The 16,283-nt window shown below is 39.7% G+C and carries 18 protein-coding genes and 2 tRNA genes; 14 read left to right on the top strand and 6 right to left on the bottom strand.

Annotated elements, in window-relative coordinates:
• Positions 1-29: 29 nt before the first annotated feature.
• Positions 30-563 carry a hypothetical protein gene (locus QM867_RS04560; protein ID WP_006153113.1) on the bottom strand — a complete coding sequence of 178 codons (534 nt, stop codon included), beginning with the start codon at positions 561-563 and terminating at the stop codon, positions 30-32.
• 238 nt (positions 564-801) lie between these two features.
• Between QM867_RS04560 and QM867_RS04555 the strand changes: the two genes are divergently transcribed.
• The 3 genes from QM867_RS04555 (at position 802) to QM867_RS04545 (ending at position 4,514) form a co-directional block, all read left to right on the top strand.
• A complete protein-coding gene (locus tag QM867_RS04555) occupies positions 802-1,461 on the top strand; it encodes a hypothetical protein (RefSeq protein WP_006150873.1) in 660 nt (219 codons plus the stop codon).
• Between the two features lie 665 nt (positions 1,462-2,126).
• Entirely contained in the window at positions 2,127-3,416 is a 1,290-nt protein-coding gene (locus tag QM867_RS04550) for a DUF308 domain-containing protein (RefSeq protein WP_414315249.1), read from the top strand.
• A gap of 9 nt (positions 3,417-3,425) precedes the next feature.
• A complete protein-coding gene (locus tag QM867_RS04545; protein WP_173304499.1) occupies positions 3,426-4,514 on the top strand; it encodes an AI-2E family transporter in 1,089 nt (362 codons plus the stop codon).
• Positions 4,515-4,654: 140 nt separating this feature from the next.
• Here QM867_RS04545 and QM867_RS04540 read toward each other — a convergent pair.
• The 5 genes from QM867_RS04540 to QM867_RS04520 all read right to left on the bottom strand — a co-directional run bounded on the left by QM867_RS04540 (position 4,655) and on the right by QM867_RS04520 (position 7,643).
• A tRNA-Lys gene (locus QM867_RS04540) sits at positions 4,655-4,727 on the bottom strand.
• Positions 4,728-4,789: 62 nt separating this feature from the next.
• On the bottom strand, positions 4,790-5,305 hold the full coding sequence (locus QM867_RS04535; protein ID WP_414315248.1) for a DUF308 domain-containing protein: 516 nt from the start codon (positions 5,303-5,305) through the stop codon (positions 4,790-4,792).
• A gap of 218 nt (positions 5,306-5,523) precedes the next feature.
• Complete coding sequence (locus QM867_RS04530; protein ID WP_235084148.1) at positions 5,524-5,940, bottom strand: helix-turn-helix domain-containing protein; 417 nt, start codon at positions 5,938-5,940, stop codon at positions 5,524-5,526.
• 95 nt (positions 5,941-6,035) lie between these two features.
• Positions 6,036-6,108, bottom strand: a tRNA-Lys gene (locus tag QM867_RS04525).
• Positions 6,109-6,371: 263 nt separating this feature from the next.
• Positions 6,372-7,643, bottom strand: coding sequence for a replication-associated recombination protein A (locus QM867_RS04520; RefSeq protein ID WP_414315247.1), 1,272 nt, complete (start codon positions 7,641-7,643; stop codon positions 6,372-6,374).
• A 340-nt stretch (positions 7,644-7,983) separates the two neighbouring features.
• Here QM867_RS04520 and QM867_RS04515 point away from each other — a divergent pair, with 340 nt between their 5' ends.
• The 11 genes from QM867_RS04515 (at position 7,984) to QM867_RS04465 (ending at position 16,265) form a co-directional block, all read left to right on the top strand.
• Complete coding sequence (locus tag QM867_RS04515; RefSeq protein WP_000578034.1) at positions 7,984-8,175, top strand: hypothetical protein; 192 nt, start codon at positions 7,984-7,986, stop codon at positions 8,173-8,175.
• A gap of 175 nt (positions 8,176-8,350) precedes the next feature.
• Positions 8,351-8,533 (top strand): hypothetical protein, encoded by a 183-nt coding sequence (locus QM867_RS04510; protein WP_033630633.1) that lies wholly within the window; start codon positions 8,351-8,353, stop codon positions 8,531-8,533.
• 118 nt (positions 8,534-8,651) lie between these two features.
• Entirely contained in the window at positions 8,652-8,831 is a 180-nt protein-coding gene (locus tag QM867_RS04505) for a type II toxin-antitoxin system HicA family toxin (RefSeq protein WP_001132279.1), read from the top strand.
• Positions 8,832-8,867: 36 nt separating this feature from the next.
• Positions 8,868-9,320 carry a type II toxin-antitoxin system HicB family antitoxin gene (locus tag QM867_RS04500; protein WP_000961816.1) on the top strand — a complete coding sequence of 151 codons (453 nt, stop codon included), beginning with the start codon at positions 8,868-8,870 and terminating at the stop codon, positions 9,318-9,320.
• Positions 9,321-9,611: 291 nt separating this feature from the next.
• Entirely contained in the window at positions 9,612-10,082 is a 471-nt protein-coding gene (locus QM867_RS04495; RefSeq protein WP_000257122.1) for a DUF3013 family protein, read from the top strand.
• An 18-nt stretch (positions 10,083-10,100) separates the two neighbouring features.
• Entirely contained in the window at positions 10,101-11,168 is a 1,068-nt protein-coding gene (locus tag QM867_RS04490) for a M50 family metallopeptidase (protein ID WP_414315246.1), read from the top strand.
• 1 nt (position 11,169) lies between these two features.
• Positions 11,170-11,598, top strand: a complete 429-nt coding sequence (locus QM867_RS04485) for an NUDIX hydrolase (RefSeq protein WP_414315245.1) — start codon at positions 11,170-11,172, stop codon at positions 11,596-11,598.
• A 137-nt stretch (positions 11,599-11,735) separates the two neighbouring features.
• Positions 11,736-12,686, top strand: a complete 951-nt coding sequence (gene prmA / locus QM867_RS04480; RefSeq protein WP_153224903.1) for a 50S ribosomal protein L11 methyltransferase — start codon at positions 11,736-11,738, stop codon at positions 12,684-12,686.
• Position 12,687: 1 nt separating this feature from the next.
• Positions 12,688-13,431 (top strand): 16S rRNA (uracil(1498)-N(3))-methyltransferase, encoded by a 744-nt coding sequence (locus tag QM867_RS04475; RefSeq protein WP_075231896.1) that lies wholly within the window; start codon positions 12,688-12,690, stop codon positions 13,429-13,431.
• Between the two features lie 10 nt (positions 13,432-13,441).
• Positions 13,442-15,238 carry an oligoendopeptidase F gene (gene pepF / locus QM867_RS04470; protein ID WP_414315244.1) on the top strand — a complete coding sequence of 599 codons (1,797 nt, stop codon included), beginning with the start codon at positions 13,442-13,444 and terminating at the stop codon, positions 15,236-15,238.
• 235 nt (positions 15,239-15,473) lie between these two features.
• Positions 15,474-16,265: a DUF2785 domain-containing protein gene (locus QM867_RS04465; RefSeq protein WP_075231898.1), complete on the top strand. Its 792-nt coding sequence runs from the start codon at positions 15,474-15,476 to the stop codon at positions 16,263-16,265.
• Positions 16,266-16,283 lie beyond the last annotated feature (18 nt).

The raw sequence follows: 16,283 nt of genomic DNA, 5'->3' as shown, positions 1-16,283 counted from the left end.
AAGCCCTGATGTAGGGCTTTTTTTACTTGCTAGTATAAGAAATCAATGCCGTAGTTTTCTTTTAGATAGGTTGCCAACTCGGCTTTTTCTTCCTCTCTAAATCGACAGAGGCTAAGAGCGAGTCGCAATATCAGGGCACTTGTATTGATGATAACATTTGACTTAGAAATATCTTCTAGCTGGGTGACCTCTCTCAGATCAAAATCTAAATAGTAAGCTTTGCTGTTGGTATGGTCAGGGTCACTGACATCCACTTCAACATAAGATGCTCGCAACAATTCTTCTTTTGGGATGAAAATTTCCTTGGAAAAGAAGAGCCCAGGATAGACATAAATACCTTCCAAGGTGAACTCAAAGGAGAGTCTGCGACTAGAAAGTCTTTTGATGCCTGCAATCGTTGCATAGATAGCAGTGAAAAAGAGGATGGTTGGTACCACAGTGAGAAGACTGAGCTGAGAAAAGTCGATCAATCCATGCGCGAGAAAAAAGAAAAATTGAAAGAATATACCTACCGCAAAAACTAGATAGCCGACACCGACAAATTTTGAATAATAGATTTTCATAGAAACCTCCAGATATAGAATTGAACTCTCCAACGCTTTTTCAGTAGAAGTCGTAAAGATCATGCAGAGTTAAAATTTTAGGTATTCCCATCATATCCTATGGAGCGAAGTTCTGTCAACCTTTTAGCAAGATGTGGCTCTTAGCTATCTTATGACCTAGCAAGTTGGTTTATGGTATACTAGGATAATAAAATTCCAAAATTTGAAGACTTGTTTTCATAAATAGAAAGAGGTCAATATGTTTTTTCTCGGACGCCGTCGTGTCTTTATCGGCGAATGCAATGGTCAGGCTGTTTATTATGACCAAAAGACAGGAGAGGCTTTAGCTGCTCCAAAGAGTAAGTTGCTCAATACTGAAAAAGCTGGTGAAACGAATTCTTTTATTCCTGAATTGGTAATTCTCTTACTAGCAGGTGGACCTGCAATTTCGGGCTTCTTTTCCCTCAAGTTTATTGGTGTCTATAACTGGTTCAGTCTAGCCTGTATTCTTCTATTTTGGTTGATGCAGTTTTCCTTGTTGGTTGCTATACTTGAACGAGCACTTTATAAAAATGTTCGAAAGGCCCAGCCAACGACAGAGAAAGTCTTTTTCTTTGCAGCATCTCATAATTTGTTTGTAAAAAACCAGTTTGATCCTAGACAACTGTCTGCTTTACCTTATCGATTTGCCCGCTTTGTAGTAAATATAGTGTCTATCTATTACTTTTTGTATTTCTTGATTCTTCCTCTAAAATTTGGCCAACCGATTGGTGATGAAGGCTATGGTTTGTGGTTTGCTGGCTTGTTATTCTTTTCAGTATTTCTTTTGTATAACCAAAACAATCCAGTTCGCTTTGTGAAGATTATGAGATTATACAGCCAAGGAAAAGTACGATTTAAGGAAGAAGTGGAACATTGAGAAACTATCTTGGGATTCTGCTAAATATCTAGAGAAAATCTTTTAGAAAAACAAAAATGCCTTGTAAATCAAGGCTTTTTCCTGTTGTATTTAGATGCCCCCTACAGGGATTTGGAAAGGACTTTCATATTGAGAGCAATTAAAAATATTGAAATATAAGTGATTTTAGGTATTTTCAATGTCATGATTTAAAAATGGGACAAAAGTGGGGCAAAAACCATACAGATTCTAAACTGTATGGTTCTTTTTTTATCTAACCAAGAAAGGTTAAAACTTATTAAAACAAATGCAATCAACTGTTGAAAACTTTTTAGTCCGTGTAATATAAAAACAAGTAAAAAGTTGAACTATAGGGAATATTGTGTCATAATAGGTAATAGATGAATAATTAATAGATTGGAAATAATGCTTTCTTACCTTAACAAGTTGAATTGGTTATACATTTTTTCGTCGCAATTGTGTCTATCTCTCGAGTTTAGCTAGTTTTTATAAGCTCTGGCTTCTAATCAATATAACAAATTTTAGAAGTGCATAAGACAAGATGGTGACATTACTACAGTCATTTCTAGTCACCATATGTTGCTGGCACAGGCTGTTTGTAGTGTTGGCTATTTACTAGTCAGTTTAATCGGAGTGTTTAATTTTTATTGTTGAAAGGTTTTTATATGGCGAAAATTCTATCTTTAGGTCTGACAGGTAAGAAATTACTTGCTCAGGGGTTCTTGTTTGTTCTGCTAGGTCTCATCTTGATGGTCACGGGGACTTGGTTGCCAGTAAAGGTTATTCGACTGGTTCTGTTTTTAGCTTGGATAGCAACGGTCTTAGATTTAGTATTACGTATTTTCAAAAAAAGTCAGTCAACGGACACCTTGGGAGTTGCACTGGTTAAATTGTTAGTGCTGGGATATTTGCTTGGCTCCAATCTTGCGACGGATGTGCCGATTTATATTTTGGCTCTTGTGATTGGAGTTTATCAGATTTTTCATGCTAGTATTAACCTTGTCACCTATGTTCTCTACCGCAAAAACAAAATTCGACCTCGTTTTCGTCTCTTACTAGATGGACTCGTACTAGTTTTTCTTGGTGGGACTAGTCTTTTGTCCTCTACAGGAAATTCTGTCTTTCAACTCTTTGTATTAGGGGCTTATTTTTTCCTTTATGGTGTGTCCAATATCCGTGATGGTTTCTTGTTTGAGGAGGAAATTGGGAAAAACCATCTCAAACGTCGTGTAAGAATGAGCTTACCTATTGTCCTAGCCGCTCTCATCCCTGCAAGAACTTTAGCAAAAATTAACAAATTTATGCTGGAAAATGCTGATGAGGAAGAAGATATCCATCTTGGAATAGTGAAGTCTGGTAAGACAGCGGAGCTTGAAATTTTTGTTCATACAGCTGAGACCTCTCTGTTTTCGGCAATTGGTCATGTGGATATCTGCTATCAAGGCCGTGTTATTTCTTATGGCAACTATGATCCGTCTTCTGAGACCTTATTTGGCATGGTAGGAGATGGTGTCTTATATTTCTGTGATCGTGACAAGTACATTGACCTATGTAAACGTGAGAGTCAAAAAACGCTTTTTGGTTATGGGATAGATTTGACGCCTGAAATGGAAAAAGCAGTTCAGAAAAAGTTGGCTGAATTGAAACAACTGACGATTCCATGGGAGCCAAGTGCAGATAAAATAATGACAGGTGATGGTAAGGAAGACTACACCTACGCTTATAAAATCAGACATGAGACAGATGGGGAACTTTATAAATTTATCAAATCTAAGTTTAAATCCTACTTTGTCTTGTCCACAAACTGTGTGCTCTTGGCTGATACCATAGTCGGTCAAGCTGGAACAGATATCCTCTCACCAAAAGGATTTATCGCTCCAGGAACTTACCAAGCCTACCTTGATCGAGAGTTTGAAAAACCAAATAGTATAGTCGTATCTAAACATGTTTATTAAGGAGAATTTATGAACTTAGTTAAAAAATATACTCCGTTAATCCTTTTTATAGGGCTGGTTGCTCTTGTAATTCTGAATGCATCGAGCTTTATATCAGGAGCAATCTCTCTCTTTGATGTAATATCAACCTTGATTTATGGTGCTGTTATTGCTTTTGTGCTTAATGTTCCTATGAAAAAAATTGAACAGTACTTAGTTAAATTGAAGGTAAAGGCAGAGTTGCGTCGTCCGATTGCCATGGTACTTGTTTTCCTAGCTCTTATCTTAATCGTGATTGCTCTTTTGGTTTTGGTGCTGCCAACCCTAGCTCAGACTATTAGTCAGCTGGGAACAGTCCTTTCAACAGTCCTTACTCAACTTGGGAAATTTCTAGGCAGCTCGGAATTTGTAACCAAAGACATGTTGTCAACTATCGTATCAGGCATACAGGGACAATCTAGTTCTATTAGCCAAGCTTTGATAGGTTTTTTATCAGGTCTGACTAGTAATATCGGCAATATTTTTTCAAGTTTGATGAATGCCTTTTTGATTATAGTCTTCACCTTTTTATTTTTATCCAGTAAGGAACATTTGGCAGCGATGACGAGTCGACTTCTAAAAGTTTTTCTTCCAGAGAAGGTGGTGATAAAGTTGACTTACATTGGACAAGTAGCACTAGAGACTTATGACCAATTTTTGATGAGTCAGCTGATTGAAGCAGTTATCATAGGAGTTATGATAGCGGTTGGTTACAGCATGTTTGGGATACCCTATGGAGTAATGACAGGTATCTTTGCAGGAGTGCTATCGTTCATTCCTTATGTAGGGCCTATGATTGCTTGTGTTGTGGGAGCGATTTTTATCTTCACAGTGAGTCCTACTCAAGCCTTACTTTCTCTTCTTCTATATCAAGTTATACAGCTGATTGAAGGAAACCTTATTTATCCTAGAGTTGTAGGTCAGTCTATTGGTTTGCCAGCTATTTTCACGCTTGCGGCTGCTAGTATTGGAGGCAATCTCTTTGGCTTACTTGGGATGATATTCTTTACACCGATATTTGCTGTTATCTATCGATTGGTTAAGGAATTTGTCGTTGCAAAGGAAAATCAGCTAGATTAAGAAAAACTAAATTTAATAAGATATACTGAGAAGAGAGTGAGAGATTCTCTTCTCTTTTATTTTTAAATACTTTTCTACAAAAAGCTATTAGACGTTAAAAAAAGCCTTGGTTTCAAGGCTTATTTCTGTTGATTTAGATGTGCCCCCTGCAGGGCTCGAACCTGCGCCCCATAGCTTAAGAGTCTACTGCTCTACCAACTGAGCTAAGGAGGCAACAGAAAAAGCTGAGAATGTAACTTCCCAGCTATTTTAATATGCCCAAAATGGCAGCTAGATTATTTACGAAAGGCATCAAGGATATAGGTGAAACCAACAATTAAAAATGCAAAGGCAACGACATAAACGACAAAGACACTTGTAGCTACTGGATTGAACAAAATCACTAGACCTAGTAAAAATGCAAGCAACGCTATCCACATGATACGGTTGCCAATAATAGGGAAAATCAATCCCAGACGATTGCCTTTAAAGAAAGCTATAATGGCTTCTACAATTAACCAAATTCCTAAAATAGTTGGAATGACAACTGGCAGCGTCACAAAGCCATAGGCAACGAGGTAAAGAGCTAAGAGAAGATTAACAATCCCTTGGAAAAGATGAGCTGGTGAGCGAAGCTCTTTTGGTACAGAGAAATAGCCTAAAATAGCTGCTATAGAAGAAACCAGTAAACCAAATGCAATCCACCAGCTGTAAGCAACAAGATTAGCTACTGGGTTTGTAAATAGGAAAAGTCCTAAAAGGACAAAAACAACTCCTGCAAGGAATAGCAGTAAACGATTAGAAAATTTCATTTCAATACCCCCTATATAGTATAGTTTTCTAATAAAACTATTGTACTTATTTTTATAGAAAATGTCAATAAAATAAATAAACAATTTGGAAGTTTCAGTCTGACTTACAAAAAGAAAAGGAGTTTTCACTCCTTTTCACAGATTGAAGACAAAGTCCTTATAAAAGTGTCTTCTAAAGATTTTAACTTCAATCTGAAGCGAGGTTATCCTCGCTTTTTCTATTTATCAAACAATTCCTTATTTTCAATTAAGAGCTCTAGTGGAGATTTATCTCTTGCTTCAATAAAACCAGGTTCATATTGGGTATGAAGTGTTCTTTTCTGAGAAGTTGGATCAATATACAACTCTTTTCCATCTTCTGTGTATAGTTGGTTGCCTCTTGTTAGGTAAAGTAAATCCTCTAAGTACTGTCCATCAGTATGTAGGAAATGCTCGATGTATTTGACAGCTTTTAAGATTTCACTTACTTTATCAGAGTATTCATTAGATTCAAGAACACTCTTTTCTAACTCAATCTCTTTACTCGTTCCAAAGAGTTGGGTTGGAGTTGCATTAAAATATTCCGCTATCTTATCCAAATTTGCAAAGGTAGGATAGCTTTTTTGTTTTTCATAATCAGAGATGTCTGGAAAGATTGCTCATAAAAAAAATGTGGGGCAAATGATGGGGCAAATCAGTTATAGACAAGCAAAAAAGCCTTGAAATCAAGGCTTTTTCCTGTTGATTTAGATGCCCCCTGCAGGGCTCGAACCTGCGACCCATAGATTAAGAGTCTACTGCTCTACCAACTGAGCTAAGGAGGCAAATAAAAAGCTGTATTGGTGCCGAAACTTCACGGTTTGTATTGAACCCGCGCAATTAAGCAGGTGGGCAACTCGCTCTAACTGAAGCTGTTTCCGTGTGAGACGGCCTACATGCTGTTAGAAGACTTTTGTTTCCCTAATAATACAAAAAATAGTCGGTCAACACTTAAGTGTGAGGTCGTACACCACAGCGTTTCTATGTTTATATAATACCACTTTTTCAAAAAAAATCAAGGGGTAAATGTAATTATTTGGATAGGATTTCACAAATTTCGTAATTTATCTATGGTTTCCTTGCGTTGAGCTAGGGCACGTTCGTATTTCCCAGTATCTTCTGGTGAGAAGTAGCTATGGTCGCGAATTTTTTCTGGTAAATAATCTTGCTTGACCCAGTGGCCAGGATAGCTATGAGGATAGAGGTAGTTTTGAGCATTGCCTAGCTCCTTGCTACCGCTATAGTGACCATCTCGCAGGTGTCTTGGGATTGGTAAGTGACCAGACGTTTTAAGGTCAGCCAGAGCCTTATCCATAGCCACATAGGCTGAGTTGGATTTTGGAGAAAGGGCCAAATCAATTACGACATTGGCGATGAGGATACGAGCCTCAGGGAAACCAATCCTCTGCGCCGCATCCAGAGCAGTGACGGTATGAATCTGCGCTTCAGGATTGGCCAAGCCGATATCTTCGTAGGCAATGACGGTCAAGCGACGAGCGAGACTAGGCAAATCACCAGCCTCTATCAAGCGAGCAGCATAGTGGAGACTAGCATCGACATCTGAGCCACGAATGGATTTCTGTAGAGCAGAGAGAACATCATAGTGCCCATCCCCATCCTTGTCCATAGTGATGTAGCTTCTCTGGAGGCTGTTTTCCATAATATCAAGCGTGATATGGCGGATACCTTCATTATTTTCCGGAGTCGAAAGAACGGCCAAATCCAGTGAGTTGAAGGCAGAACGGAGATCTCCATTGGTAGATGTTGCGATAAAATCAAGGGCATCATCATCTAACTCAACTGGAAAATCAAAACCTCGTTCAGGGTCAGTCAAGGCGATTTGAATGGCTTTTTTGACATCTTGGTTAGACAGAGGTTCCAATTCAAAAATCTGAACACGGCTACGGATGGCTGGAGTGACAGAAAAGAAAGGATTTTCAGTTGTCGCACCAATCATGATGACCAGGCCACTTTCCAAAAGTGGCAGGAGAAAGTCTTGCTTGGTCTTGTCTAAGCGGTGGATCTCGTCTAGGAGTAGTACAAGACCACCTGAAAACTTGGCTTCTTCGGCGATTTCTTGGAGACGTTTTTTACTATCAACTGTCGCATTAAAGGTCCGAAAGGCATACTTGGTCGTTCCAGCGATGGCTGAGGCGATACTGGTTTTTCCGATACCCGGAGGTCCATAGAGAATCATAGACGATAGGCGGTTAGCCTCCACCATGCGACGGATGATTTTTCCTGGGCCGACCAGATGCTCCTGACCGATAACCTGGTCGATGGTTTTAGGGCGCATGCGAAGCGCGAGATTGTCTGGCATAGCAGTCCTTTCTAACGTGGATTTTAGTTTCATATTTTTTGAGTAGAATAACTCATCCAATATATCTTACTATGTCCATTCTAGCCTATTAGTTGTGATATTTCAATGGTTTTGTAATATTCAGGGTGTGAGATAGAATTTTTCTGACTATTTAATTTGATGAGGAGAGGTATCAGCATGAAAGAATGGATCTTCCTTAAAGCTCAAAATATGATAGTTGAGTCTAAAGAAGTGGAATTGCTGACTTGAGAAATAATATTGCTAAATGTCATTGTATGAACTATAATGAAAAGAGAGGTGATAAGGAATGGAAATAATGGAATTACCAAGTTAGGAAGTTTTGATTTTTACAAAACAAATTCGTCATTGGATTCTTAGTGATCAAGTTATTTCAGGAAAAAGAAAATTTTTCTTCCGGGAAGATACTCCAAAAGAGATTTTAGATTTGTACGAAAACATTAAATCTAAACTTGATTTTGCTTACCAAGAAGTTCATTCTAATAATTATGAATTGGAAAAATATGAAAAATAGAATAATTGGTGTTTTTAAAGTAGTAAGTCGTCTTCTTGTAATATAGTGGAATGAAATAGAAACCGAACAAATCAAGTAGGGAATTCAAACCAATTTCTAACAATGTTTTAGAAACCTTGGCGTACTATTCCAAATTCAATAAACTACAACTGTTAAAAATCCTGATTTCGAAGACTTGAGAGTTAATCAATTTGTAAAAATTGGAGATAAAAAGTATAGAGTACGCAGTGTTCCTATGATTCATTCAACTCCGCCTCAGTCTGTCTTAAATCGAGATACTTTTACAATTGACTATACAAATGATGAATGGATCGAGAAAGAAGCAGTATTTACCACTCAAAAAAATAGACATGAATAAATTGGCTACCCTTAGAACCACATCTAGGAGCTTTTATGTATAAGAGAATAATAAGTATCACTCCTTTACAATACGTGTAGCACGTGTTATAATGGTGTTGTCAGGAGGTAAAAGCGCTATGCCTATGACACAAAAAGAGATGGTCAAACTTCTTACGGCTCATGGTTGGATAAAAACCAAAGGCGGTAAAGGCTCCCATATTAAAATGGAGAAGCAAGGGGAAAGACCTATCACAATCCCTCATGGTGAACTGAATAAGTACACTGAAAGAGGGATAAGAAAGCAAGCTGGGTTGTAAAATTCAGCCCCTGCTTTTTGATATGGAGGTAGTGAAATGTTAGTGACATATCCAGCTTTATTTTATTATGATGATACAGATGGGGTAAAAGCGACTTATTTTGTTCATTTCCCAGATTTTGAATACTCAGCTACACAAGGTGCGGGGATTTCTGAGGCTTTAGCTATGGGTTCGGAGTGGTTAGGAATTACTGTCGCAGATTTAATAGAGAGTGATAGAGATTTGCCCCAGCCATCAGATATCAATAGCTTGTCTTTAATTGATAATGATCCTTTTAAAGATGATGAAGATTTCGTGTCAACCTATGACCTTGATAAATCTTTTATTTCTATGGTATCTGTTGATGTATCAGAGTACTTAGGAAGTCAGGAACCAATTAAAAAGACCTTGACCATACCAAGATGGGCAGATAAGTTGGGACGAGAAATGGGACTTAACTTTTCTCAGACTTTGACAGACGCTATTGCAGATAAGAAAATACAAGCATAAGATTAAGTGTGACATCGTGGGAATGGCCAATAAAAAAGCACATCTAATTGTGCTGGTTACTTGTCTATTGATTTTATAGATTTCTTAGCCCTTTCGAGGGCTTTTTGTGTTGAGTTTTTGGAAAAAATAAAGAAATCAGACTGTTAAGAAAATCACTAATACCAAGGGTTTAAATGAGGTAATATGGTATAATTAGGACATAAAATAATTTTGTGGTAAGATGGTAGTATCTATTTTAGCATATTTCCGAGCAATCGGGGCGATTTAAGAGTCGCATAGAAAGAGGACAAAATGGCAACATACGGATTTTTAGATGTTTTAGAGGAAGAGTTGGAGAAGAACTTTCCCTTTGACTTTGAGATTAGTTGGGACAAGCGCAACCACGCGGTTGAAGTGAGTTTTTTGTTAGAAGCGCAAAATGCTGCAGGTGTGGAGATGGTGGATGAGGATGGAGAGGTTTCATCAGATGACATTCTCTTTGAAGAAGCAGTGCTTTTTTACAATCCTGCCAAATCAACAGTCAATGAGGAAGACTATTTGACGGTCATTCCTTACTTGCCTAAAAAAGGATTTTCTCGCGAATTTTTAGCTTATTTTGCGCTTTTCCTTAAAGATACTGCCGAGGTTGGACTAGATGCCCTTATGGACTTTTTGGAAGACCCAGAAGCAGAAGAATTCGTCATGGAATGGAACCAAGAAGTCTTTGAAGAAGGAAAAGTTGGCTTGGAAGAAGGAGAATTTTATCCTTATCCGAGATACTAGGAGTTGGTTGGAGATTTTATGAAGAAAATTGGGATTTATTTGGTTTATGTGCTAGCTGTTGTCTTTATTATGCTGGCTTGTGCTTGTGGAACCATCGCATTTGCAGAGTTGGGGTATTCCGCATTTTTAGCCTTTACTTTTGGTTATACCTTCGCTCTTATAAGCATGTATTTAATCTTTATTCTTCATGAGCTGGGTCATGCTTTTTGTGGATACTTGACAGGCTATCGTCTGGTGGCTTTTGGATTAGGGAACTTTCTTTTAACCAAAAAGTCAGGCAGGCTTCATCTTAGTCGAACAGCAGTTATAAAAAATGTTGGTGCTCAGTATATTGGTTTAAAAGAGGATGAAAGTGATCAAAGAATCATCCTGATGCTTTCAGGAGGCTTGATGGTTCATCTCAGCTTGATATTATTGGCGATAGTGTTTGGATTTTTGACAAGAAGCTGGTATTTTGCAGGCACTTGGATTTTTCTTAATTTGTCTTTCTTCTTAAATAACATTTTGCCAGTCGGCATCACCGATGGCGCAAAAATTTGGGAATTGCTACAACACCCTGAAAATACCAAATACGCCTACCTGATGTTGAGGCATTCTGCCCAGACCTTGCTAGCTCCTCAAGAATATGATTTAAAAGACTTTATCATGCCTGTTGATGAGGAGGCGAGAGGGAGTTTTGCAGAAAGTGTTCAGACTCTTCAGGGGTTGGTATTCATATTGGACGATAATATAGAGCTTGCAACGCAAGAGTTTCAGTCTGTGCTAGAGAAAACAGATAATCCAATGTCTAAAACTAGTTCTCAATTATACCTTCTTCAAATTGCTCTGATGGAAGGAGATAATAAGAAAGAGGAAGAATATGCAAGTATTCGAGGGGTCAAATCCTTTTTATCTCTAAAAACAGCAGATATGCAGGTCATTCAAGCTTGGTATCAATTTAAGGTAAAGAAAGATGTAGTTCAAACTCACAAGGCTATGAAGATTGCTAGACAGAAAATGAATAGCAGCCGGATGTTACGGGATGAGAAAAGCTATTATCAAAACTGGTTATCCGAGCTGGGAAAGGAATTAACCGAAGGAGTCTAACATGGAAGTAGAGATTTCTGATTTCACAGGCTGCAAGATTGCTTTGTTTTGTGGGGATAAGGTCTTGACTATCTTACGCGATGATAAGGCAAGCATTCCCTGGCCCAATATGTGGGAGTTGCCCGGTGGTGGACGTGAAGGCGATGAAAGTCCTTTTGAGTGCGTAGTGCGTGAAGTTTATGAAGAACTGGGAATTCATCTGACTGAGGATTGTCTGCTTTGGAGTAGGGTTTACCCAAGTATGCTTTTTACAGATAAACAATCCGTATTTCTAGTTGGCAAGTTGACACAGGAGCAGTTTGATAGTATCATCTTTGGTGATGAAGGACAGGGTTATCAGCTCATGAATGTTGAGGAATTTCTTAGTTCCAGTCAAGTTGTACCTCAGTTGCAAGAAAGATTGAAAGATTATTTAAAAGTAAGTGATTAGAAAGGATGGTTCAGTTAAATTTCTAAACTGAATCCGCCCTAAACACTGTGCCAAAAAGATAAACTTTTCTTAGACACAAGCGTCTTCAGAGAGTTTCCTATTTTGGCTTTGTGTTTTACGGGCTTGGTATCTTAATGATGGAAACATGGCAAGAGTTAAAAGTTACAGTGAAGCGTGAGGGAGAGGAATTGGTTTCCAATCTCTTGATTGAGCTAGGTGCCCAAGGTGTTGCGATTGAAGACAGCATGGACTATGTGGGAAATGTCGACCGTTTTGGTGAGATTTTCCCAGAAGTCGAGCAACAGGAAGAAATCGTGGTGACTGCCTACTACCCTGACACAGTTGATGTAGCAGTGGTGGAAGCGGACTTGCAAACTCGTCTTGCAGAATTGACAGATTTTATGGATCTGGGCGAAGTCAAGATTGGCACGACTGCCTTGGCTGAGGAAGACTGGGCAGATAATTGGAAGAAATACTATGAACCAGCTCGTATCACCCATGACCTAACCATCGTACCGTCATGGACGGACTATGAGGCGACTGCTGGCGAGAAGATTATCAAGCTAGATCCAGGGATGGCCTTTGGGACAGGAACCCACCCGACGACTAAGATGAGCCTTTTTGCCTTGGAGCAGGTTCTTCGTGGTGGGGAAACGGTGCTAGATGTAGGGACTGGTTCAGGGGTTCTTTCTATTGCAAGCTCACTCCTAGGAGCCAAGGAAATTTTCGCCTATGACCTGGACGATGTGGCGGTTCGTGTCGCTCAGGAAAATATTGAGCTCAATCCTGGTATGGAAAACATCCATGTAGCGCCAGGTGATTTGCTCAAGGGCGTAGAGATTGAGGCAGATGTCATCGTGGCTAACATCCTAGCAGATATCCTTATTCATCTGACAGATGATGCTTATCGTTTGGTTAAGGACGAAGGTTACCTGATTATGAGTGGCATTATCAAGGACAAGTGGGACATGGTGCGTGAGTCGGCTGAGTCAGCAGGATTCTTCCTTGAAACCCACATGATTCAAGGGGAGTGGAATGCCTGTGTCTTCAAGAAGACCAAAGATATCTCTGGTGTGATTGGAGGCTAGCATGCAGCAGTATTTTGTTAAAGGTTTGGCAAGCTCACCTGTCACCATCGAGGACAAGGAGACCAGCAAGCACATGTTTCAGGTTATGCGCCTGAAGGAAGATGATGAGGTTACTCTAGTTTTTGATGATGGGATCAAGCGCTTGGCGCGCGTGCTGGATGTGGAAAATCGTCAGTTTGAGTTGGTCCAAGAGTTACCTGATAATGTGGAACTGTCAGTCCAAGTGACCATAGCATCAGGATTTCCCAAGGGGGACAAGCTGGAGTTCATCACTCAAAAAATAACCGAACTCGGTGCTAGTCAGATTTGGGCCTTCCCTGCTGACTGGTCCGTTGCCAAGTGGGACGGCAAAAAATTGGGCAAAAAGGTCGAGAAGTTAGAAAAAATTTCCCTTGGAGCAGCCGAGCAAAGCAAGCGTAACTTCGTTCCAAGTATCACCCTTTTTGAGAAAAAGGCAGATTTTCTAGCACAACTGGACCAGTTTGACCGCATCGTGGTTGCCTATGAAGAGTCGGCTAAAGAAGGAGAAGCAGCTGCGCTTATACAAGCAGTCTCGGGTCTTGAAAAAGGAGCAAAACTGCTCTTTGTCTTTGGTCCAGAAGGTGGTCTTTCACCTGCGGAAATTGAGAGTTTTGAGGCTAAAGGAGCTGTTCTAGCAGGACTTGGCCCTCGGATTCTAAGAGCAGAGACAGCGCCGCTTTATGCCTTATCAGCCATCAGTGTATTGCTAGAATTAGAGAAATAAGAGGAAGAAGATGGAACAAAAACACCGTTCAGAATTTCCTGAAAAGGAACTTTGGGATTTAACAGCCCTATATCAAGACCGTGAGGATTTCTTGCGTGCGATAGAAAAGGTGCGTGAAGACATCAATCAATTTAGTCGTGACTACAAGGGCAATCTTCACGTTTTTGAAGATTTCGAGAAGGCCTTTGCAGAATTGGAACAAATCTATATTCAGATGAGTCATATAGGTAATTACGCCTTTATGCCTCAGACGACAGACTACAGCAATGAAGATTTTGCAAATATCGCCCAGGCTGGGATGGAGTTTGAAACAGATGCCAGCGTAGCCTTGGCCTTCTTTGATGATGCCTTGGTAGCAGCAGATGAAGAAGTCTTGGACCGTTTGGGTGACTTGCCATATTTGACTGCAGCCATTCGTCAAGCCAAAATCAAAAAAGCCCACTATCTAGGGGCTGATGTGGAGAAGGCTTTGATCAATCTGGGTGAAGTTTTCTACAGTCCACAGGACATTTACACTAAGATGCGAGCTGGTGACTTTGAAATGGCCGATTTTGAAGCTCATGGCAAAACCTACAAAAACAGCTTTGTTACTTATGAGAATTTCTATCAAAATCACGAGGATGCTGAGGTTCGTGAGAAATCCTTCCGTTCCTTCTCAGAAGGACTTCGTAAGCACCAAAATACGGCTGCGGCAGCCTATTTAGCCCAAGTCAAATCTGAAAAACTATTGGCAGATATGAAGGGATACGGCTCAGTTTTTGATTATCTTCTGGCTGAACAAGAAGTAGACCGTGCCATGTTTGATCGTCAGATTGACCTCATCATGAAGGACTTTGCGCCAGTTGCTCAGCGATACCTCAAGCATGTTGCCAAGGTCAATGGTCTTGAAAAGATGACATTTGCTGATTGGAAATTGGACTTGGACAGTGCTCTCAATCCAGAGGTTAGCATTGATGATGCCTATGATTTGGTTATGAAGTCAGTAGAACCTTTGGGACAAGAATATTGTCAGGAAGTTGCTCGCTATCAAGAAGAACGCTGGGTGGACTTTGCTGCCAATAGCGGCAAGGATTCTGGTGGCTATGCAGCTGATCCATACCGTGTGCATCCATACGTTCTCATGAGCTGGACAGGTCGTTTGAGCGATGTTTATACCTTGATTCATGAAATCGGGCATTCTGGTCAATTCATCTTTTCAGACAATCACCAAAGCTATTTTAATGCCCACATGTCGACCTACTATGTCGAAGCACCGTCAACCTTCAATGAATTGCTTTTAAGTGATTACTTGGAACACCAATCTGACGACCCACGTCAAAAACGTTTTGCTCTTGCTCACCGTTTGACAGATACCTACTTCCATAATTTCATCACCCACCTTTTGGAAGCAGCCTTCCAACGTAAGGTTTATACACTGATTGAAGAAGGAGAAACTTTCGGAGCAAGCAAACTTAATAGCATTATGAAGGAAGTCTTGACGGATTTCTTGGGAGATGCTATTGAAATTGACGATGATGCAGCCTTGACTTGGATGCGCCAAGCTCACTATTACATGGGCTTGTATAGTTATACCTATTCAGCAGGTTTGGTTATCTCAACAGCGGGTTACTTGCATCTAAAAAATTCTGAAAATGGAGCTGAAGATTGGCTCAATCTCCTCAAGTCAGGAGGTAGCAAAACACCACTTGAATCAGCAATGATTATCGGAGCGGATATCTCAACAGACAAACCACTCCGTGATACGATTCAATTCTTGTCAGACACGGTTGACCAAATTATTGCCTATAGTGCCCAGTTGGGGGAGTAAAGGAATAGAAAGGTTGTTCTAGAATAATGCTCCTGGGTTTGTATTGGACTAGCTGTAGCTATTTTCAAAAACGCCGTTGAAGGTCGTGATGTTAAATTTGAACTTGCTGTAGAGCTGCTACTGATAGTTATTTACTTCATTTTAGACCAGTTATCCCAGATTCTATTTCCTTAAGAATTTAATATAAAGTCATCTGCGGATGATTTTTTGACAACTCATAAAAAGAGGTAGGCAGATGTATCCAGAATTGAAAAGAAAAGTAGTAGAAGAAAAACCGAGTTATCGTCAAGAAGAACTCCTGTGGCTACTTGAGCACATAGGGGATACTAGTCCAGAGATTCGCGATGAATTGGTTTTTACCAGTTTGGCTAGGGGGATTCAAGAAGAGTTATTTATCAAGGAGCAATTTCAGTTGATTGCTGCTGAGATTGTCTCTGATGATGGGCTAGATAAAGAGATTGATAAGACAGGAGCTTCAACGCTTGAACGTTCTTTTAGGGCCCTTATTTATGCCAATCTCTTATCTGCTGATGGTAATGAACAGTCTCTTTTTTATCGAGAGCTAAAAACTGATATCAGAAATACGATGCTCGATCAAGGTTTGCATTACCTTGAAAAAGAAGAGGATACGACAGGTTTTTCAAGTCAGTATGGTTGGGTGCATGCTTTTGCTCATGGGGCTGATCTTTTGACTGAAGTTGTTTGTCATCCAGACTTTTCTAAAAATAGAGTTCATGAAGTATTTGACATACTTGGCCAACTATTTAAAAGAATTTCGGTTCGATTTATAGATGATGAGGACTGGCGCTTGGCCAGAGTCCTTTACGAACCTATTTTGCAAGGCAAGGTGGAGCAAGCGACACTGGCTTCTTGGATAAAGTCACTTGATTTCCAGATAGAAGAGAGGGAAGATTTTTATCAATTTTCCAATTTCAGATCCTGTCTCTTAGAAGTCTATGTTCAACTCGACCAGAGAAATAATTTACAAGATGACTTGAAAAAAGCTATTCAATCTTTCCAATATTAGATTTTGATTATCAAATGT

Source organism: Streptococcus infantis, from assembly GCF_047463635.1.
Classification (GTDB): domain Bacteria; phylum Bacillota; class Bacilli; order Lactobacillales; family Streptococcaceae; genus Streptococcus; species Streptococcus infantis_W.
Note: the sequence above shows the minus strand (reverse complement) of the source record. Positions and strands in the feature narration are given on the sequence as shown.